Genomic DNA, 21957 nt, shown 5'->3' with positions numbered 1-21957 from the left:
GTAATCCATACAAAGCTTGCAGAATTAAACTAAACAAAATTGAACACAGATAAACAAACCAAATTAGCCTCACTATTGCTTAATTCTTTTTCTCCTAGAAACCTAAGGGCACACATCAACAACCTTAGTTATTTGCCTAGGTGGATAATTGTTTCAATAGATGTAATGGTGCTAGTGTTTTCATTTACGTTCACTTACATGTTATTTGAAGGAACAGCATTAGGTTATATTATCACGTCCCATCACTTTTATTTTGTTGGAAGTTTATTATTGGTAAACGTATTTTTCTTTTGGTTGTTTAGAACATACTCTGGTATTATTAGACACTCTTCTTACATTGATGCTATAAAGCTGTTGTTTTCGCAAATGTCAGTTCTGGTGTTTTTCTTATTTTTTAATTTGGTTTTTGAATTATATGCAGGACACAAAGCTTTTCTAAATACAGCACTTTTTATCAATTTAGTTTTATCTTTTTGCGGGCTTTTTTTATATCGAGTAATAGTAAAGCAAACTTTTGAATTATATTTTTCAGAAAAAACTAATTCAAAACTTATTAGAACCGTAATTTATGGAACAGATGCAAATGCTATTTCCGTAGCAAATGCATTGAAATTTGAAACGCCTTCTCGATTTAAAATTGTTGGTTTTGTAGATAAGAATAATCAAAATGCATCTAAGCGAATGTTAGATTTGCCTATTTTGATTTTAAGAAAAAAATTACCAGCCTTAATGCGTTCTGTAGCTGCAGAAGGCGTAATTATTGCAGATAAAAGTTTGTCTAAAGAAGAACAATTGATTATTGTAGATCAGTGCTTAGAATTTAACTACAGAGTTTATACAGTTCCATTAATTTCAGATTGGGAAAATCAAAAAGAGATTTCTCAGAAAGTAAAGAATATTCAAATTGAAGATTTATTAGAAAGAAAACCTATTGTTTTAGACAGTAAGTCAATTTCTAAACAGTTAAAGGAAAAAACAATTCTGATTACAGGTGCTGCCGGATCTATCGGAAGTGAGATAGTTAGACAAGTTTTAGGATTTAATCCAAAAATGGTCATTATTTTAGACCATGCAGAAACACCACTTCATAATTTATGCTTAGAAACTTTAGCAATGAATTCTGGAACAAAAATAGTGGCAGTAATTGCAGATGTTAGAAGTAAAAAAGCATTAGAAAAAGTATTTAAAAGTTACAATCCACACGTTGTTTTTCATGCAGCAGCATATAAGCATGTTCCTTTGATGGAAGAAAATCCTTCGCAAGCGATTTTAACCAATATTAAAGGAACTAAAAATTTAGCTGACCTTTCGTGCAAATACCATGTTAGAAAATTTGTAATGGTTTCTACAGATAAAGCTGTTAATCCTAGTAACGTGATGGGAGCCAGCAAGCGTATAGCAGAGAAATATGTTCAGTCTTTGTTCCTAAAAAATCAAAAAGAAAATGTTGAAGGAGTAACAAAATTTATTACCACCCGTTTTGGAAATGTTTTAGGTTCAAACGGATCGGTTGTTCCTTTATTTACAAAACAAATTGCCGAAGGAGGTCCTGTAACAATAACACATCAAGACATTATTCGTTATTTTATGACCATTCCAGAAGCTTGTCAGCTTGTCCTAGAAGCCGGAGCCATGGGTAATGGAGGAGAGATTTATATTTTTGATATGGGCAAACCAGTCAAAATAATTGATTTGGCAAAAAAAATGATTAAGTTGGCAGGTTTTATTCCAGATAAAGAAATCAAAATAAAAATTGTTGGATTAAGACCGGGTGAAAAGCTATATGAAGAATTATTAAATGATACTTCTAAAACGTTGCCAACATATCATAATAAAATCATGATTGCACAGGAAATTCAAGATGAATATGAAAATCTTCATATAGAAATTGATGAACTGATTGGAATTGCAGATTTTTATGACAATGATGATATTGTTACTAAGATGAAAAAAATTGTTCCTGAATTTAAAAGTATGAATTCTGCTTTTGAAGTTTTAGATAAATAAACTTATAAACAGAACGATTTTAATTCAAATAATTAAATTATAAAAGGTGTTTTTTTTAAAACGCCTTTTTGCTTTTTATATGATTTATTAGCGACTAAAAATCTTGTTAATTCAATAAAATAATGCTGTCAGTAAAATTATGAGTACAAAAGCAAAAAAAACATCTCTTTAATTATAAATATATTATTACAATTCAATTTGTAAGCAATTATGAACACAACAAATAATTCAAATGATTGGCTGTTTGAAATAACACCCAAAAATAAATTCTTCTCATTAAACCTCAAAGAAGTTTGGCAATATCGTGATTTGCTTTTTCTCTTTGTTAAAAGAGATGTTATTACGGTTTATAAACAGACTGTTTTAGGTCCGCTATGGTATTTAATTCAGCCTTTATTTACTTCAATAACTTTTACCATAATATTTAACAATGTAGCCGGTATCAGTACTGGTAATGTTCCTCCATTCCTGTTTAATTTAGCTGGGATAACAGTTTGGAATTACTTTACATCTTGCTTAAATGGAACTTCAGATACCTTTAAAGGTAATGCAGGAGTTTTTGGTAAAGTTTACTTTCCTAGGATTATTACACCTTTATCTGTTGTTATTTCTAATTTGATAAAATTCGGAATACAATTTTTTATATTTATAGCTTTTTATTGCTTTTATTATATACAAGGCCGTGAGCTAACTTTAAATAGCTTAGTTGTATTTTTTCCTGTTTTGATCGTTATTATGGGAATTCTTGGATTAGGTTTAGGAATGTTAATTTCATCAATGGTTACCAAATACCGTGATTTTAGTAATTTGATTGGATTTGGTATACAGCTTTTAATGTATCTTTCCGCAGTAATGTATCCTATGGAATTAATTAAGGAAAAAATACCAGAATATGGTTGGCTTGTTGATTACAATCCTTTGGCATACATTATACAAACTTCGCGCTATATGCTATTAAATGTTGGTCAGATTTCGTTTTTAGGATTGGGTTATACGTTACTATTTACAATAGTTGTATTTTTTATTGGACTTTTAGTTTTTAATAAAACTGAAAAAAGTTTTATTGATACAGTTTAAATATTTGAGATGCTAAAAAAATTAAAATATTCATAATATTTAAGATTCAAATTGAAAAAAGATATAATATTAAAAGCAGAAAATATTTCTAAACAATATCGTTTAGGACAGGTGGGAACAGGTACTTTAACCCATGATATAAATCGTTGGTGGCATGAAATAAGAGGTAAGGAAAACCCGTATATAAAATTGGGAGACATCAATGACCGCTCGACTAAAGCAACTTCAGATTATGTTTGGGCTTTGCAGGATATTAATTTTGAAGTAGAGAGAGGAGAGGTTTTAGGTATTATTGGTAAAAATGGAGCAGGAAAATCTACACTTTTAAAAATTCTCTCAAAAGTTACGGCTCCAACCACTGGAAGTATAAAATATCGTGGTCGAATAGCATCTCTTCTTGAGGTAGGAACTGGTTTTCATGGTGAAATGACCGGAAGGGAAAATATTTTTTTAAATGGAGCTATTCTTGGTATGACCAAAAAAGAAATTGCATCAAAATTGGATGAAATTATCGAATTTTCGGGCTGTCAACGTTATATAGATACTCCAGTAAAACGATATAGCAGCGGAATGACCGTTCGGCTGGCCTTTGCTGTTGCCGCTTTTCTCGAACCTGAAATTTTGATAATTGATGAGGTATTGGCTGTTGGCGATGCAGAGTTTCAGAAAAAAGCTATTGGCAAAATGCAGGACATCTCGAGAGGAGAAGGAAGAACAGTTTTGTTTGTGAGTCATGATCTTAGTGCAATTAGTACATTAGCCACAAGAACTGTTGTTTTAGCTAATGGTAAAGTAGTTGCAATTGAAGAAACAAATAAAGCAATCTCGATATACTCTGCAATGGAGCAATTTGAGAGCTATTTTGAACAGAATGCAAATCTTGATCAACCAACAGTAACAAAAGTTCAGATTATAACTTCTGAAGGAGGAACTTTACAAGGATATAAAAAACCTTTTACTATTGATTTTGAAATTACAATGCCACATGATAATATGCAAAATTTAGCATTATCATTTCAGATTTTAAATCATTTAGGAACACCAATCTTGTATGATTATATTTTTGATATTAATAAAGAAATATGTAGAGTAAAAGGGCTAAATCATTTATCATTTACTTATGATCAACTGTCTCTTTATAAAGGTAATTATACTTTAAAGGTTCATTTAGCAGAAACTAAAAACAAGACCAAATTTCAAGAATTTGATTGTTGTGCCTTTTCTTTAGAGCTAATAAACGAAAAAGAACCTGAATGGGGATGGCAAAAAAATGTTTGTCAGTATTTTGAAAATGGTTCTTGGAAATCTAATGATTTTAATTAAAAATGGTTTTTTATTGTGTCCATTATATAAAAAAAGAATAATGAAAAATAGTATTGAAAATTATATCAATGATTGGTTTATAGATTTAAGACCTAAAGTAATGCTTCCTTCATTTTATATTATTAGAAGAACTTTGCTTTCTGCAGTTTCAGAATTAAAACCAAAATTGAAAGGAGTAGTAGTTGATTTAGGCTGTGGCGTGATGCCATATAAAAATTTTTTGATGTCTGAAGCTATTACACAATATATAGGGATAGATTTAGAACCAACAGAGTATCATCATGATGTCAAACCAGACTTGTTTTGGAATGGAAATGAAATTCCTCTTAAAGATTCAACAGTTGATTTTTTAATTGCTACTGAATTTTTAGAGCATTATTTTGACACCACCCATATCCTTAAAGAAATAAAAAGAGTTCTTAAGCCCGATGGTGTTTTCTTTTTTACTGTACCAAGTGTTTGGCCATTGCACGAAGTTCCGTATGACTATCATAGATTTACTCCATTTGCTTTAGAAAATTATTTTAAGAATTCAGAATTTACTTCATGGGATATAAAACCTTTAGGAGGATTTCATTCTAATTTAGCTTTATCTTTAGCATTATGGAATGACTATAGATTACCCAAAAAAAAGCAGAAATTTTTTAAACCTATTTTAAATTTCGTTGTTAGACAATTAATTAAAAGAGATAAGAAAGAGCTTGATTTTAAAAATAATCAAATGTACTCTGGATTATATGGTTTTGTTGTAAAGTAGATTAAAATCTGGTTTTTACTAAATTAGAAATATGAATAAGAGAATAAGTATAATTATCCCATGCTATAATTCTAAGTCTACATTAGAAGCTACACTGCAATCAGTTATTGAACAGGACTCTATTGATTGGGAAGCAATTATTGTTAATGATGGTTCAACAGACAATACTGAAGAAATTGCTCTAAAATGGGTTGGAAAGGATAAGCGATTCAAATACTATTCAAAACAAAATGAAGGATTAGGAAAAACCAGAAACTTTGGAATAAACAAAGCAACCGGAACTTATATTTTACCTCTTGATTCAGATAATCTTATTGAAAAAGATTTTGGAAAAACTGCTTTAAAGGTATTTGAAAACAATTTAGAAATTGATGTTGTACATGGTTACGCAGAATATTTTGGAGAAAAAGAAGGAATTTGGAAAATTGATGATTTCAATTTGCAAAAGATGCTTGTTCATAATTATATAGATGCCTGTGCCATTTATAAAAAAGAGCTTTGGCAAAAAGTTGGAGGTTATGATGAAGATATGCCTTTTCAAGGTCATGAAGACTGGGAGTTTTGGCTAGCATTGAGCACCGTTAATGCTAGATTTTATAATTTGAATAAAATTACATTTAAGTATTTTGTATCGAGTAGCTCTATGATACGGTCATTTAATATTGATATGATATTTTTAAATCAAGATTATATCGTTAAAAAATATTCTAAACTTTATTATGATAATTATTGTAGAGAAATTTCTCAGTCAAATAAAATTGATAAAAAATATTTAAAAAGTAGAAAAATTGTAATTGATTTATTTTGCAAAACTTTTTTTGGTTTTTCGATTTTTAAAACAAACACAGAAATACTAGAATAATTCAAAATAATGGCAAATAGTAATTTTCCTTTAGTTTCTGTAATTGTTCCTAACTACAATCATGAAAAATATTTAACTGAGCGTTTGAATTCAGTGTACAATCAAACTTACCATAATTTCGAGGTAATTCTATTAGACGATTGCAGTACAGATAATAGCAGAGAAATTTTATCTCATTATGCAGGAAATCAGAAAACGGCCCATTGTATTTTTAATAAAATAAATACTGGGAATACTTTTAAACAATGGAATAAAGGAATTAGTTTAGCCAAAGGTGACTTAATATGGATCGCAGAGTCCGATGACTTTTGTGACAATTATTTCCTAGAAAAATTAACAATACCATTCCAAGATTCAGAAATAGTTTTGTCTTACTGCCAATCAAATAGAGTTAATGAATTTGGCGATGTTACAGGAACTTGGATCACACATACAGATAATTTGAACGAGACTTTGTTTTTGAATAATTTTAGTATGAATGGTAATGAGTTTATTAGAAATTATTTAATTTTTAAAAATGTAATTCCAAATGCCAGTGCCGTTATCTTTAGAAAGGAAAATGCAATTCAAATTGGAGATTTGGATCTTGATCCCATACTAAAGACATCTGGAGATTGGCTTTTTTATGTGAAACTTTTAGCAAATAGCAAGATTGCATTTAATCACGAGCAACTAAATAGTTTTAGATATCATTCAAATAGCGTTATTTCAAATTTTTTAAAAAAAGATGAAAGAAGTTTAATTATTGAAATAGAATTAAAAACCAGAAAAAAGATAATTAAATTTCTGTCAGACAGTAAATTATATAATTTCCCTGATATTCTAAATATAAATCGTCAAATTACTAAAGATTTAAAATACGAAATGGGATTATTGTTTATTGGGAATAATAAAAAAGTAAAAGGATTTTTACTATTAAGTACAATTTTAAGATTTTCTGTGAAAAAGTTTAACTTTAGCAAAAAACTTAAAATGAAAATATTTAAAATTTTTAAATAATGATTTCAGTTATTGTTTGTTCTCGAAATCAAAATCTTAAAAATAGTTTCATAGAGAATATTAAAAATTCAATAGGCTGTGAGTTCGAGTTGATTATTATTGATAATTCTAAAAATGATTATTCCATCTTTGAAGCTTATAATTTAGGAATTCAAAAAAGTATATTTAAGTTCTTATGCTTTATTCATGATGATATTTTCATCCATACCGAAAATTGGGGAAATGTTTTGATAGATATTTTTAATAGAGATCAGAAAATAGGTTTAGTTGGAGTAGCGGGTGCTAAAGTAAAAACAAAGATGCCATCGCCATGGTGGAATTGTGCTCAAAATAATAGAGTTGTTAATATACTGCAAAGTTATCCTGAAAAAGATTCTGAAAAAATGCTGTCAGGATTCGATCCAGGTTCTGATGCTGAAGTTGTAGTAATAGATGGTGTTTTTATGGCAGCACGAAAGATTGATAAAATTTTGTTTGACAGCAGTAGTAAAGGCTTCCATAATTATGATTTAAATATTTCATTTGAATACAAGAAGTATAACTATAAAATTATTGTAACAGATCAAATTTTTATCGAACATTACTCTACAGGAAAACTTAGTCGAGAGTGGGTGATATCTACTTATAAAATTCATAAAAAGTATAAAAATGTATTGCCTCTACAATGCCAGTCAAGTATTGTAAACAAAGAAAATGAAGTTTTAAATGCTGTAAATTTTATTGAAGAAAGTATCTTATACAAAGCCTACATAATTTCTTTTTTAACCTGGTGCCAACTGTTTTTTCTACAGAATAATTTAAAATGGCACATCAAATTCTTTAAAAGAATATTTTTTAAGACATGATGGTGCTAGCAATTATAATTCCATATTACAAGCTTAGTTTTTTTGAAGAAACATTAAAATCACTTGCAAATCAAACAGATAAAAGGTTTAAAGTTTATATTGGAGACGATGCCAGTCCAGAAAATCCTTTAACATTATTAAACCAATTTCATGGGAAATTTGAGTTTGTTTATCATCGATTTGAAGAAAATCTGGGAGCAAACTCGTTACCAAAGCAATGGGAAAGATGCATTAATCTTAGTAAGGAAGAAGAATGGCTTATGATTCTTGGAGATGATGATTTTATTGATGAAAAGCTGGTTGAATTATGGTACAGCAATTTTGAATCATTTAATCAAAAAACAGCCGTTATCCGATTTGCATCAAAATTAATTTTTGAAGAAACAAATACAATAAGTGAGATTTATTCTCATCCAATTTGGGAAAATGCAACAGATTCATTTTATAGAAAATTTAAACATTTAACAAGGAGTTCCCTCTCAGAATATATTTTTTCAAGAAAGTCTTTTCTTAAATATCGGTTTTATGATTATCCGTTGGCATGGAATAGTGATGATAGAGCCTGGCTTGATTTTTCTGAAAATAAACCCATTTATACAATAAATGACAGTGTAGTTTATGTAAGACTTTCAGATATAAATATTTCGGGAAAGCAGGATAATAATCTAGCAAAAAGCTTATCTGTTATTTCATTTTTTAAATTTTTGATTAAACAAAAATTAAGTTTTTATAAAAATGAAGAAAGAGAAAAAATAGTGAGATTCTATGAAAATGAAATAAATAAAAAAAGAAATTTAAAAATTTCAGAATGGCTTTTTTTATTGTTTTTTTATTTAAAATATTTAGATTTTTATTCGATTAAAAAGTTTGTTAAAAGATTTTTAAAATGCATTTTAAAAAGAAATGAATAAAAAAGTATCCATAATTGTTCCGTGTTATAATCAAGCACAATATCTTGATGAAGCTTTAGAATCTGTATTCAACCAAACATATACTGATTGGGAATGTATTATTATAAATGATGGAAGTCCGGATAATACTGAAGAGAAAGCGCAATTATGGTGCTCGAGAGACAAACGGTTTAAATATATTTTTCAGAAAAATCAAGGATTGAGCAGTGCCAGAAATTTTGGAATTTCAGAGGCTGAAGGAGAAATAATTTTACCTTTGGATGCAGATGATAAAATAGCGCCAAATTATACCAAATTCGCAGTCGAAGCTTTTGAACAAGATCAAACTTTAAAAGTTGTCTATTGTAGGGCAGAAAAATTTGAAGACGAAACTGGAGAGTGGAAATTGCCTTCATTTTCTCTTTTTAATCTGAGCAGAAATAATTTAATTTTTTGCTCCGCCTTTTTCAAAAAACAAGATTGGAAAGCTGTAGGTGGTTATGATATAAAAATGAAATCGGGTTGGGAAGATTGGGAATTTTGGATTTCTCTCCTAAAAGATGGAGGAAATGTAAAATGCCTCGAAGAAATTGGTTTTTACTATAGAATAAAAGCAACTTCGATGCTTAGAACAATTCAAAGAGAGAAAGAAACTGAAAATCTAAATTATCTTAGTGTCAAGCATGCCGATTTCTTTGTAAAACAATACGGATCTTTTAAAGCAATGGAACACCAATTAATCGCTTTAGAAAGAAAAAATGATGAAAATCTGAAAAGTGAAAAATTTATAATTGATGTTTTTTGCAAAAGATTTTTCGGATTCACAATATTTGGCAAATACAAACAAAACTGAATATTGAAATTTATAGTTTAGTTGAAACAGAAGCCCTAAAATGTCTGAAAATAAAATAAAATTTCTTGCTTATTATCTTCCACAATATCATCCAATCCCAGAAAATGATGAATGGTGGGGTAAAGGTTTTACTGAATGGACAAACGTAGTTAAAGCTAAACCCTTATTTAAAGGACATTATCAGCCTATTTTGCCTGCAGAATTAGGTTTTTATGATTTACGATCTTCAGAAATTCAAGAAAAGCAAGCACAATTAGCAAGAGAATACAGTATTGACGGTTTTATATATTATCAATATTGGTTTGGAAATAACAAAATGTTACTAGAAAAACCTGCCGAAGCAATGCTCTTAAATAAAAATATTGATCTTCCTTTTTGTTTTTGCTGGGCAAATGAAACTTGGAAAGGTATTTGGCACGGTCTGGATAATCCGAATGTTTTAATTGAACAGACTTATGATGGAGAAAAAGGATTTAAAATTTATTTTGATTACTTATTGCCTTTTTTTAAGGATGACCGTTATATCAAAATAAATAACAAGCCGATGTTTCATGTTTATAGGTTTGATGATATTCCAGATTGTGAGCTGTTTTTAAACGTGTTTAATAAATTAGCCATCGCAAATGGTTTTGCAGGAATTCATTTTATAGCAACAATTGCATCGGATGAAATTGTGAAAAACAGTAAAATATTCGGAAAAGTTGGAAGTGAAGTATTTCAGAAAATGAGATATAAAAAAGGGTTTTTGTTTGAAGATATTAGATATTTAGGATGGCTTGAAAGGAAAATAAAAGTTAAACTCGGATTTACAAATGAAATCGGCAAAAGGCTAAAACCTTTAATTTATGATTATACTAAAGCGGTATCTCATTTTAATATAACGTTTCCTGACGAAAAATACATTCCATGTGTTTTTCCTAATTGGGACAATTCAGCACGAAGCGGAAAAAAATCGCTGATTTTTATAAATGCAAATCCCATTTCATGGAAAAAACATTTAGAAAAAGCAATAAAAGAATTGTTGAAGAATCCAAAAAATCCTCAGTTCGTAATTATAAAATCATGGAATGAATGGGCTGAAGGAAACCATCTAGAACCAGATTTGAAATTTGGATTACAATGGCTCGAAGCTGTAAAGGAAGTGAAAAAACAGTATACAAATGAGTGAGTTAAATAATGCATTAGTAAGTATTGTACTTCCTGTTTATAATGGAGAAATGTATGTTGCATTATCTATTGAAAGCTGTTTAAAACAAACACATGAAAATATTGAATTAATAATTGTAAATGATTGTTCTACTGATGCTACATTATCAATCTTAAAGCAATACGCTCAAAAGGACAGCAGAATTAAAATTATAAATAACGCTGAAAATAAAAAGCTGCCGGCAAGTTTAAATATAGGTCATCAAGAAGCTAAAGGGGATTTTATAACCTGGACAAGCCATGATAATTTCTATGAGCTAAATGCATTGGAGACAATGTTAAACGAAATCGAAGAAAAAAAAGCAGCTATTGTTTATAGTAATTTTTTCTTAATTGATAATAATGGTCATAAAATAAGAGAAGTTAAACTTCTTGGAATAGAAAACTTAATTTTCGGCAATTTTGTGAGTTGCTGTTTCCTTTACAAAAAAGAAGTTTTTACAAGAAATAAAGCGTACGACGAAAATCTTTTTTTAGCTGAAGATTATGATTTTTGGCTACGAGCGCTTTTGCACAGCCGTTATTCCCAAATAGAAAAAGCATTATATTATTATAGAAAACATCCGGACAGTCTAACAAACCAGATTGCTGTGAATAAGGAAAGAAAAGCACTTTGGGAAAAAGGCATTTCTGCAATGTATGCTGATTTTTGTAAAGAAGTTTTGGTGACTGACAGCGAAGAAATTTCAAGTTTTCTAGTTAAATGCCTTTCAAATCAAAAAATAAATTTTGAATGGCTAATAAATATTTATCCTAAAATTGAAAATTTCAAAGAAATTTTAAAAAGAAACCAAAATTTTTTAAACGGCAAATTAATAGATAAAGTTTTTTTAAAGAAGACAATAGAATTAATGGTATTAGACAAAGGTTTAAAGAGTAATTTTTCTAAATCATTGTTTATTCTAAAAAGATACCCTTTTGTTGTAGACAAAAATGCTTTGAAAACCTTAATTAAATACTCGTTTTTTAAATAGTTAAAATAAAATCTAAATGACTGAAAAACAAGCCGTTTTGATTACTGCCTATAAAAATTATAATCATCTTGAAGAAATAATTAATTCTTTTGATGTTAATTTTGAATTGTTTATTCACATCGATAAAAAAAGCAATATTTCAGATATTGAATTAGCGAACTTAAGAAAATATGAGATCGTAAAATTGGTAGAACAAAAATATAAAGTTAATTGGGGAGGATTCAATCATCTGAAGAGCATTTTATATCTGACACAAGAAGCTTTTAAAAACAAGGAAATGGCTTATTTTCATCTCATAAGCGGACATGATTTTCCAATAAAAAAAAGTGACTATTTTTTAGACTTTTTTAAAAATACGGATGTTGAATATATAACTTATGGCAATGTTCCAACTATTGGCGCCGCTGATAACGGCAATATGGATCGCATAGAATATTATAATTTTTACGATTTGCTCAATGCAAAAAACAGCAAGGAAAATGCAAAAATTAGACGTCTAGTCAGAATTCAAAAACGACTTGGCATAAAAAGAAAAATTGCGTCAACAATGCCTAAACTATATTGTGGTTCTACCTGGTGGAGTCTGAGCAGAGATTGTGTGAGCTATGTAATTGATTTTACAAAAAACAATAAGTCTGTCTTAAATCGATTTAAACATACATTGTGTTCAGAGGAGTTTTATTTTCAAACGGTCATAATGAATTCACCTTTTGCAAAAAAGGCTGCTAATAATAATTTAAGACACATTGACTGGATCGCTAGAAACGGCAATAATCCCGCTGTATTAGATGAAACTGATTATGATAAATTAGTACAGACAGATGCTTTTTTTGCAAGAAAATTTGAATATCCAATGTCAATTGGATTATTAGAAAAAATTAAACCTTTACTAAAATGACAGGGCCTAAAGTGACCATTATTATGGCAACCTACAACAGAGCTCATTTTATTGCAGAAACATTATCTTCGATACAAAAGCAAACGTATTTAAATTGGGAATGCTTAATAATTGATGATGGAGGAACTGATAATACTATTGAAATTATTTCACCGATTCTGGAACAAGATTCTAGGTTTAAATACTTAAAGCGACCTGAAGGTTATAAAAAAGGATTGCCTGGATGCAGAAATTATGGTTTGGATCTGGCAAAAGGAGATTTTATAATTTTCTTTGACGACGACGATATCGTGCATCCGCAAAATTTAGAATTGTGTGTGAATGAATTAAATCAAAATCAAGTTTCATTTTGCAGATATAAAAGAGAAGTTTTTTTTAATGACTTTGATTATAATTTTAATTACACAAAAGAATATTCTTCTTTTACAATAGATGTCAACCGTATTGCAGACATGTTGACAAATAAACTGCCTTTTAATTCTTGCGCAGTAATGTGGAAAAAAGAATGTTTTACGAATAATCGTTTCGTAGAGCATTTAATGTATGCAGAAGAATGGGAATTATATTCTAGAATCTTATCTTCAAAAGTTCAAGGTATTTCTATCAATAAAACGTTATTTTATGGCAGAAAGCATTCAAATTCTAATACGGGAGAATTTTTTGACCATAACCCTGTTAGAAGAGAATCTCATGTAAACGCTGTTCTTTTAATTATTCAAAATCTAAAAGAAAAACAATTGCTGACACCTTCGTTAATTCGATATTTTATTACAATTTCCGTTGGTTTTAAAGAATATAATCTTTTTAATAAAATTATAGAAATCTTAGATCCAAGTGTTTTAAAGAGATTGCAATGGAGTTTTTTTTACAGGTCTTATCCATTACGAATTTTAGTTTATAAAATAAAAAAAAGTCTTAAGTAATGAAAATTCTTCTTTGTTTTGGTACTCGTCCAGAAGCCATAAAAATGGCTCCCTTATATCATGAACTCAAAAATAATAATTTTGAGGTAATCGTATGTGTTACTGCACAACACAGAGAAATGCTAGATCAGGTTTTAGATTTTTTTGATATTAAACCTGACTATGATTTAGATTTAATGCAATCTAATCAATCTTTAAATAGCCTGAGTTCACTTATTTTAGCTAAAATAGATTCTGTTTTTAGAGAAACAAACCCAGATTTAGTTTTAGTTCACGGAGATACAACTACTTCGTCAATGGTAGCTTTGGCGGCATTTCATTTAGGTATAAAAGTGGGGCACATTGAAGCTGGTCTTCGTACGTATAATAAAAAAGCACCTTTTCCCGAAGAAATTAACAGGCAGCTGACCAGTAGAATTGTAGATCTTCATTTTACACCAACGACTGAAGCAACGCAAAATTTATTAAACGAAAATATTCTTCAAAAAGATATTCTTCAAACAGGCAATACTGTTATTGATGCTTTACTTTGGACAGTTGATAAAATTGGGAAATCAGATTATATTCATCCTGAAATTGAAAAACTAAAAAAAGAAATTTCTCGAGATAAAAAGATAGTTTTGGTAACAGGACATCGTAGAGAGAATTTCGAGTCTGGCCTAAAAAATCTTTGTGAAGCACTTTTAGAAATTTCAGAAAGAAAAGATGTAATTGTTATATATCCCGTACATTTAAATCCAAATGTCAAGAAAACGGTTTATGAGTTATTATCCGGAAAAGAAAATATTTATTTAATTCCGCCTGTTTCGTATCCTGTATTTGTTTGGTTAATGCAGCAATCTTTTTTAATCGTAACAGATTCTGGCGGAATTCAGGAAGAAGCACCATCATTAGGAAAACCTGTTTTAGTGACAAGAGATGTTTCTGAAAGACCTGAAGGAGTTACTGCAGGGTTTTCAACTTTGGTCGGAACGGATAAAAATAAAATTATAAGTACAATACAGACAATATTGGATAATTTTCAAGGCTTTAAAGAGCCACAAAACCCTTATGGAAATGGCGATGCCTCTAGAAAAATAGCTCGTTTTTTAAAGCAGTAAATTATTATTTTATAAAGAAAACATTTTGCATGACAATAAAATCAGTTATTTTAAAAATAATAAAATATCTACCTTTTAACTCTTTTAAAGTATTTTTACTGAAGAAGGTGTTGCATTATGAAATTGGTAAAAATGTAAAAATTGGAAGAACGCTGATCAATTGCAAAAGAGTAGTAATAGGAGATAATGTTTACATTGCTGATAACAATAGTATATGCTGTAATGAATTGCATATTGGTTCAAACACCTCAATTCATTCTGGGAATGTAATTTTGGGAGGTGCAAATTTTTCTATTGGAACTAATTCGAGAATTATAAATAATCATTACTTTGATTTGTGGCACAATATTCAAATAGGTAATAATAGCTGGATTGCAGGTAAAAACAGTCAATTTTGGACACATGGTTCTATTCATACAAAATTAAAAAACAAGGATCTTTCAATTGTAATTAAAAATGATGTTTATGTTGGTTCAGCCTGCTGTTTTGCACCAGGAGTACAGATTGAAAGTGAAAATTTAATAGGATTGGGAAGTGTCGTCACAAAAAGTTTTTTAGAAAGCAAAACTATTATTGCTGGTAATCCGGCACTAGTAGTAAAGCAAGGTATAGACTGGAGAATAAACTGGTAAAATGGTAAAAAAAATACTCGTAGTAGTAGATTCTATAAATATAGAAGACAGCAGTGGCTCTAAAGCAAACGTAGCTTTGATCAATAATCTTGATGAAGCTGGTTTTGAAGTTTTGGTTTATCATTATACTCGAAAAGACATTCAATTAAAAAATATAAAAACGTTTTCTGTCCCAGAAATAAAATCGAGTTTTAATTATTTTTTGAGCAGGTTTTTTAGAGTCGTAAATCGAAATTTTAAAATAAATTTTACTCCATTTTTTGAAAAGAGATTCGGATTTTCTTTTACTTTTTTTAATGATGTACAAAGTATTATCAAAGCCTTAAAAAAACAGTCTTTTGAGCCTGATTTAGTTTTGACTTTAAGTAAAGGAGCTAGTTTCAGACCACATTACGCGGTTCTTAAATTACCTCATTTACATGATAAATGGATGGCCTATGTACATGATCCTTTTCCATTTCATTATTATCCAAGACCTTATAATTGGATAGAACCTGGATATGATAAAAAAGAAATTTTTTTTAGAGAAATTTCAGAAAAAGCAAAATACAGTGCTTTTCCAAGTCAATTGTTAAAAGAATGGATGAGCAGTTATTTTTCTAATTTTGAAAAAACGGGAATTATTATTCCACATCAAAATGCAAAATATGAAATTCAAAATAATAATTTCCCAACTTATTTTAACGCTGCGAAATTCAATATACTGCACGCCGGAAATTTAATGAAACAGCGTCCGCCTAAAGGTTTGTTAGAAGGATTTAATACATTTTTGAAAAAAAATCCTGAAGCCCGAAGTAATTCTAGTCTTATCTTGTTAGGAAATGCTGGCGATCATACTGAAGTGCTTGATTTTTTTCAAAAAGAAATACCAGAATTATATGCTTATAATGGTAATAAAACATTTGATGAAGTTTTTCTTATACAAAAAAATGCTTCCGTAAATGTTATTTTAGAATCAAAATCAGAGGTCAGCCCATTCCTTCCAGCTAAATTTGCACATTGCGTAGAGGCAAATAAAGTTATACTTTCTCTAGCTCCTTATTATAGCGAAACGAGGCGCCTTTTAGGAAATGATTATCCTTATTGGTCTGAAGTTGACCAAGCAGAGAAGATCGCTGAGATCATTGAAGATCTATATCAATTATGGAAAAAGAACCCTCTTAGCTTGAACTTGAATAGGAGGGATTTGGAGGATTATTTGTCTTCAGATTATTTGAAAAAAGTAATTAATAAAGATTATTTTAAAGATGCAATATAAATTTACAATCGTTATTCCGACAAAAAATCGATTAGAAGATTTAAAAATTACTTTAGAGAAACTAAAATTTTTGTTTAACAGGAGAGATGTTCATTTCTTAATTTGTGATGATGGTTCTACGGATGGCACTTTTGACTATATAACAACACATTTTCCGAAAATTGAAATCTTTTCCAATAAGGTTTCTAAAGGAATTCATTACACTAGAAATCGAATGATGGAGCGAGTTAAATCTCCCTATGCGATAAATATAGATGATGATATTCATTTTATAACCCAGAACCCTATCGAAATAATCGAAGAATATTTCGATTTAAATCCAAATTGTGCTATTCTGGGGTTTAGGATTTTTTGGAGTAAATTACCGCCTCATTCAATAGAGACGAATGAAATAGCACACAGGATGAAGAGCTTTTGTGCTGGCGCAAGTGTTTGGCGAATGTCGGCTTGGAATGCAATCACAAATTATCCGGAATGGTTTTTTTTTTACGGAGAAGAAGATTTTGCTTCTTACCATTTATTTAAAAAAGATTGGGAAATATATTATTTACCTAATGTTTTAGTTAATCATAGAGTAAACATACAGGAGAGAAAAAAAGATCAAGATTATAGTTTACGTTTACAACGATCATTGCGTTCTGGCTGGTATTTGTACTTTTTGTTTTATCCAATTCGTGTTATCCCAAAAAAAATGGCTTACTCTATTGGTATGCAATTCAAGTCAAAAGTTTTTAAAGGCGATTTTAAAGCTTTAAAAGCAATTTTGCTGGCACTGTTTAATTTGATATTTTCAATTCCTAAAATCATTAAAAACTCAAATAGACTATCTGTAGAAGAATATAATGCTTATCAGAAATTAGAAGACACAAAGCTGTATTGGAAACCAGAAGATAAATAAATTTGTTTTATGAAAACGATTGCTATTATTCCGGCTCGAGGAGGATCTAAACGATTGCCTCAAAAAAACATAAAACAGTTAGGTGAAATTCCCTTGCTTGTGCACAGTATTTTGTACGCTAAAGCGAATAGAAAAATAATTGACGAAATTTATGTTTCGACAGATGATCAAGTAATCAAAAAAATTGCCCTAGAATATGGCGCAAAAGTGATAGATCGTCCTGAGCATATTTCTGGAGATTTAGAGCCAACAGTTTCAGCTTTAAAAAATGTTCTCGAACAAATTTCAGATGAGGTAGAGAATATTATTCTTTTACAGCCAACAAACCCGTTGAGGCCAGAAAATTTATTGATAGAAGCATTTGATATTTACGAAAAAGAAAAGTTTAATAGTTTGTTTACAGTTTCTCGGAATCATCAGAAATTTGGAAAAATTATTGACAATAAATTCATTCCATACAATTATAAAATTGGCCAGCGAAGCCAGGATTTAGAACCTCTTTTTTTTGAAAATGGATTGCTTTATATCACAAAAGCATCTTTAATTTTTGATGATATAATTATTGGGGAAAATTCATTTCCTTTCGAAATAGATCATATTTTTGCCAATGTTGATATCGATACAAAAGAAGACTTCGATTACGCCGAATATTTATACCAAAAACATTTAAATTCTAATTCATAACCTATTTTTATGAATCCATATATTGAAATTGCAGGAAGAAAAATTGGACCAGACTTTCCACCATTAGTTATTGCCGAGATCGGAATCAATCATGAAGGCTCATTAACAGTAGCTAAAGAAATGGTAGACGCAGCTTATAGAGCAGGTGTTGAAGTTGTAAAACATCAAACTCATATTGTAGAAGACGAAATGAGCGGTGCTGCTAAAAAGGTAATTCCAGGCAATGCAGATATTTCTATTTATGAAATTATGGAACGCTGTTCATTAAATGAACAAGACGAATTAGAACTTAAAAACTATGTCGAAAGCAAAGGAATGATTTTTATTTCTACGCCATTTTCCCGTGCTGCCGCAGAAAGATTAAAGAGGTTTGATATTCCGGCTTATAAAATTGGTTCGGGAGAATGTAATAATTATCCCTTATTAGAACATATTGCTTCTTTTGGCAAACCTGTTATTCTGAGTACAGGTATGAATACAATTGAAAGTATTCAGAAAGCAGTTGCTATCTTTGATAAGCACAATATTCCTGTGGCTTTATTACATACTACCAATTTATACCCAACACCAATTCATTTAGTGCGTTTCGGTGCTATGATAGAATTGCACGAAGCTTTTCCTGATAAAGTTTTTGGTTTAAGCGATCACACTCTTAATAACAATGCTTGTTTAGGAGCTGTCGCACTTGGCGCGAGTGTTCTAGAAAGACATTTTACGGATCATATGCAGCGTGTTGGTCCGGATATTATTTGCAGTATGGATGAAAAAGCCTGTCAGGAACTTATTGTTTCAAGTGCAGAAATGGCTTTAATGCGCGGCGGAACAAAAAAACCGGCACTAGAAGAAAAAGTAACAATTGATTTTGCATTTGCTACTGTTTGTGCAATCGCACCTATTAAAAAAGGAGAAGTTTTCACCAAACAAAATATTTGGGTTAAACGTCCTGGAACGGGAAAAATACTAGCAGAGCATTTTAATGACTTAATCGGGAAAACAGCAACAAGAGATATTGATAATGATGAACAATTGATCTGGGAAGATATTAATGAATGAAAGATTTTGTACAATTTTTATTGACTAAGGTATATCAGTTTAAAGCAATTGATGAAAATTATATTCAAACTGCTTTTGAATTGACCGTTGTTGATGTTAATTATCATTTTCCTGACCTTACAAGACAAGAAATCAAACATAGAATAACAACAAATTCAAATGAGTTGGGTGTTTTTCTATTTCGTTTAGGAAGTGTTTTGCATAAAAATGATCAGGAAAACCTAAAGCCCCAAATACATTGGCTATTAAAGGAATTATGCAGTTGTGAAATTTATTTTAATAATGAAATAAGCGAAGGATTTTATATTATACATGGCGAAGGAACTGTGATTGGAAGCAGAAACAAAATCGGTACAGGATTTAAAATTCATCATGGCTGTACTATTGGACATAAAAAAAATGGAGGAGGCAATGGAAGTATACTAGGTAATAATGTTACAATGTACTGTAATTCTTCAATTATTGGCGAATTAACAATAGGTAATAATGTCATTATCGGCGGACACACAATGGTTGTTAAAAATATTCCTGATAATAGTTTAATTACTCAAAAAGGAGAGCTGTTAATTCGCCAAATTTAAGATAAAATGAAAAAAATACTGTTTCTTACTGGAACTCGTGCTGATTTTGGAAAGATAAAATCATTGATTTCAATTTTGGAGGAACAGCAGCAGTTTGAAGTTTTTGTATTTGTAACAGGTATGCATCTACAGGAGGAATACGGATATACTTTAATTGAAATTGAAAGATGTAAATTTAAAAATATTCATACTTTCAAAAATCATACTCACGAAACCACAATGGATTTAACTCTTGCTAAAACTATTGAAGGTTTGTCTCATTATTGCAAAGAGGTAAGTCCGGATATGATTGTAGTGCATGGTGACAGAGTTGAAACTTTAGCTGGTGCAATTGTAGGATCTCTTAATAATATTTTAGTTTCACATATAGAGGGCGGAGAAGTTTCAGGAACTGTAGATGAATTGATAAGGCATAGTGTTAGCAAACTGAGTCACATTCATTTTGTATCAAATAATGAAGCAAAGAAGAGATTGATTCAAATGGGCGAAATCAACGAGTCTATTTTTACAATTGGCTCTCCAGATATCGACATTATGTTCTCTGATCAACTGCCACAATTAGCAATTGCAAAAGCATATTATAAAATTGAGTTCGAGAAATACGCCATTGTAATGTTTCATCCCGTTACTACTGAAATTAAGGAAATGCAAAAATATGCAGATACCTTTGTCGATGCTTTACTTCAAGACAATCATAACTATGTAGTTATCTTTCCAAATAATGATTTAGGAAGTCAGTTTATTATCCAAGCTTACGAAAAACTAAAAGAAAATTCAAGATTCAGAGTTTATCCATCGCTTCGTTTTGAATACTTTTTGACGTTATTAAAAAACAGTCAATTTATTATAGGCAATAGCAGTGCCGGAATTAGAGAAGCGCCTTATTATGGAATTCCTATTATTAACATTGGCACACGTCAGCAAAATCGAGCTGTTCACGCCGATATTATCAATACAGATTATTCTCAAGAAGGTATTAAAGAGGCACTTTCGATTATTGACTCACATACGGTAAAAATTGTTTCAGATGATTTTGGCAAGGGCAATAGTGATGAACTATTTCTTCAATGTCTTAAAAATGATGATATTTGGCAGCTTAATCATCAAAAACAATTTAGAGATTTATCTAATTAATGAAAAGTAAACTCAAAAAGATATATTATAAATTACTAAAATTAAAAAACAGGATATTACATGGCAGACCTGTTTTAGTAACCATGTATCACAGAGTTAGTGATGTTGTTGGAGATAAATTAACCCACCTCACCGTAAGTGTTGCTAATTTTGAGAATCAATTAGTTTACTATAAAGAAAACTATCAGATTCTTAGATTAGATGAAGATTGGAATTCTTTAAAAAAAACGGGACTAGTAATTACTTTTGATGATGGATATGCAGATAATATTATAAACGCTCTTCCATTATTAGAAAAATACCAGATACCAGCCACTATTTTTATAACTACATTAAACATCAATACAAAAAATGAATTTTGGTGGGATAGACTTGTTTTTGATTATGCTAATTGTGACGAATTGTTCGATCTTCCAGATGTGAAAAATAAAGTTTCAAAATCAAATACTGTTTATAATGATATTATAGATAAATTGAATAAATTATCGAATCCAGATAAGGAAAATTGGCTTGTTGAATTTGAAAAAATGAATCAAATACCTTTCTTTCCGAGAGAAGAATATCGTTCGTTAACAAATGCTGAATTAAAATTTTTATCCGATCATCCTTTAATCACATTAGGAATTCATTCACACAACCATTATTCTTTAGGAAATTTGAGTTATAAAGAACAAAAACAAGAATTAATAATATCTCTAAAAAAGTTAAACGAATTAACGAATAGAAATATTAAATATCTGGCATTGCCTCATGGTTCTTATAATTTGGACACTATTAAAATAGCACAAGAATTAGGCTTCTTAGGAGTTTTATTAGCAAATAATTATTATTCAAATAAAGAAAACAAGGCTAGCAGAAAAATGAATAGAATTTTAATGCCAAATATTAAAGATGAGGTTTTATTACACTATTTAAAAAAATACGATTTCAGAACTTGGTGATTCTTACTATAAATGAGCTGTTGAAATCTCAAAAAAATCAGATTAAAAGTACTTATAAATAA

At 29.7% G+C, this 21957-nt stretch carries 22 protein-coding genes; all 22 read left to right on the top strand.

Translation table 11 applies throughout. From position 1 onward, the window contains the following. Positions 1-39 precede the first annotated feature (39 nt). The 22 genes from IR010_RS10085 (at position 40) to IR010_RS09980 (ending at position 21895) form a co-directional block, all read left to right on the top strand. A complete protein-coding gene (locus tag IR010_RS10085) occupies positions 40-2007 on the top strand; it encodes a polysaccharide biosynthesis protein (RefSeq protein WP_194603489.1) in 1968 nt (655 codons plus the stop codon). A gap of 210 nt (positions 2008-2217) precedes the next feature. Further along, positions 2218-3084: an ABC transporter permease gene (locus IR010_RS10080; RefSeq protein WP_194603486.1), complete on the top strand. Its 867-nt coding sequence runs from the start codon at positions 2218-2220 to the stop codon at positions 3082-3084. 51 nt (positions 3085-3135) lie between these two features. Next, a complete protein-coding gene (locus IR010_RS10075) occupies positions 3136-4407 on the top strand; it encodes an ABC transporter ATP-binding protein (protein ID WP_194603483.1) in 1272 nt (423 codons plus the stop codon). Positions 4408-4447: 40 nt separating this feature from the next. Next, entirely contained in the window at positions 4448-5164 is a 717-nt protein-coding gene (locus IR010_RS10070) for a methyltransferase domain-containing protein (protein WP_194603480.1), read from the top strand. A gap of 31 nt (positions 5165-5195) precedes the next feature. Beyond that, positions 5196-6026 (top strand): glycosyltransferase family 2 protein, encoded by an 831-nt coding sequence (locus IR010_RS10065; RefSeq protein WP_194603477.1) that lies wholly within the window; start codon positions 5196-5198, stop codon positions 6024-6026. 9 nt (positions 6027-6035) lie between these two features. Continuing rightward, positions 6036-7025, top strand: coding sequence for a glycosyltransferase family 2 protein (locus IR010_RS10060; RefSeq protein WP_194603474.1), 990 nt, complete (start codon positions 6036-6038; stop codon positions 7023-7025). Beyond that, entirely contained in the window at positions 7025-7870 is an 846-nt protein-coding gene (locus IR010_RS10055; protein WP_194603472.1) for a glycosyltransferase, read from the top strand. The genes IR010_RS10060 and IR010_RS10055 overlap by 1 nt, the downstream gene beginning before the upstream one ends. Then, positions 7867-8781, top strand: coding sequence for a glycosyltransferase family 2 protein (locus tag IR010_RS10050; RefSeq protein WP_194603469.1), 915 nt, complete (start codon positions 7867-7869; stop codon positions 8779-8781). Before IR010_RS10055 ends, IR010_RS10050 begins: the two co-directional genes overlap by 4 nt. Next, entirely contained in the window at positions 8774-9613 is an 840-nt protein-coding gene (locus tag IR010_RS10045; RefSeq protein WP_194603466.1) for a glycosyltransferase family 2 protein, read from the top strand. Before IR010_RS10050 ends, IR010_RS10045 begins: the two co-directional genes overlap by 8 nt. 40 nt (positions 9614-9653) lie before the next feature. Next, positions 9654-10781 (top strand): glycoside hydrolase family 99-like domain-containing protein, encoded by a 1128-nt coding sequence (locus tag IR010_RS10040; RefSeq protein WP_194603463.1) that lies wholly within the window; start codon positions 9654-9656, stop codon positions 10779-10781. After that, on the top strand, positions 10774-11793 hold the full coding sequence (locus IR010_RS10035) for a glycosyltransferase family 2 protein (RefSeq protein WP_194603459.1): 1020 nt from the start codon (positions 10774-10776) through the stop codon (positions 11791-11793). The genes IR010_RS10040 and IR010_RS10035 overlap by 8 nt, the downstream gene beginning before the upstream one ends. Positions 11794-11809: 16 nt before the next feature. Beyond that, positions 11810-12691, top strand: a complete 882-nt coding sequence (locus tag IR010_RS10030; protein WP_194603456.1) for a beta-1,6-N-acetylglucosaminyltransferase — start codon at positions 11810-11812, stop codon at positions 12689-12691. Continuing rightward, entirely contained in the window at positions 12688-13614 is a 927-nt protein-coding gene (locus IR010_RS10025) for a glycosyltransferase family 2 protein (protein ID WP_194603453.1), read from the top strand. Before IR010_RS10030 ends, IR010_RS10025 begins: the two co-directional genes overlap by 4 nt. Then, the gene (gene wecB / locus IR010_RS10020; RefSeq protein ID WP_194603451.1) at positions 13614-14714 is read left to right on the top strand and encodes a non-hydrolyzing UDP-N-acetylglucosamine 2-epimerase; all 1101 of its coding nucleotides are present in this window, start codon (positions 13614-13616) and stop codon (positions 14712-14714) included. Before IR010_RS10025 ends, wecB begins: the two co-directional genes overlap by 1 nt. Positions 14715-14743: 29 nt before the next feature. Beyond that, the gene (locus tag IR010_RS10015) at positions 14744-15346 is read left to right on the top strand and encodes an acyltransferase (RefSeq protein WP_194603447.1); all 603 of its coding nucleotides are present in this window, start codon (positions 14744-14746) and stop codon (positions 15344-15346) included. A gap of 1 nt (position 15347) precedes the next feature. Then, positions 15348-16604, top strand: a complete 1257-nt coding sequence (locus IR010_RS10010) for a glycosyltransferase (RefSeq protein ID WP_194603444.1) — start codon at positions 15348-15350, stop codon at positions 16602-16604. Beyond that, complete coding sequence (locus IR010_RS10005) at positions 16594-17502, top strand: glycosyltransferase family 2 protein (RefSeq protein WP_194603441.1); 909 nt, start codon at positions 16594-16596, stop codon at positions 17500-17502. Before IR010_RS10010 ends, IR010_RS10005 begins: the two co-directional genes overlap by 11 nt. A gap of 9 nt (positions 17503-17511) precedes the next feature. Next, a complete protein-coding gene (locus IR010_RS10000) occupies positions 17512-18186 on the top strand; it encodes a cytidylyltransferase domain-containing protein (protein WP_194603438.1) in 675 nt (224 codons plus the stop codon). Between the two features lie 9 nt (positions 18187-18195). Further along, positions 18196-19239: an N-acetylneuraminate synthase family protein gene (locus tag IR010_RS09995; RefSeq protein WP_194603434.1), complete on the top strand. Its 1044-nt coding sequence runs from the start codon at positions 18196-18198 to the stop codon at positions 19237-19239. Further along, positions 19236-19820 carry a hypothetical protein gene (locus IR010_RS09990; RefSeq protein WP_194603431.1) on the top strand — a complete coding sequence of 195 codons (585 nt, stop codon included), beginning with the start codon at positions 19236-19238 and terminating at the stop codon, positions 19818-19820. The genes IR010_RS09995 and IR010_RS09990 overlap by 4 nt, the downstream gene beginning before the upstream one ends. 6 nt (positions 19821-19826) lie before the next feature. Further along, positions 19827-20954, top strand: a complete 1128-nt coding sequence (gene neuC, locus IR010_RS09985; protein WP_194603427.1) for a UDP-N-acetylglucosamine 2-epimerase — start codon at positions 19827-19829, stop codon at positions 20952-20954. Further along, entirely contained in the window at positions 20954-21895 is a 942-nt protein-coding gene (locus tag IR010_RS09980; RefSeq protein WP_194603423.1) for a polysaccharide deacetylase family protein, read from the top strand. The genes neuC and IR010_RS09980 overlap by 1 nt, the downstream gene beginning before the upstream one ends. Positions 21896-21957: the final 62 nt, after the last annotated feature.

Source organism: Flavobacterium sp. MR2016-29 (assembly GCF_015350695.1).
Classification (GTDB): Bacteria; Bacteroidota; Bacteroidia; order Flavobacteriales; family Flavobacteriaceae; genus Flavobacterium.
This window is presented reverse-complemented; position numbering and strand designations above follow the sequence as displayed.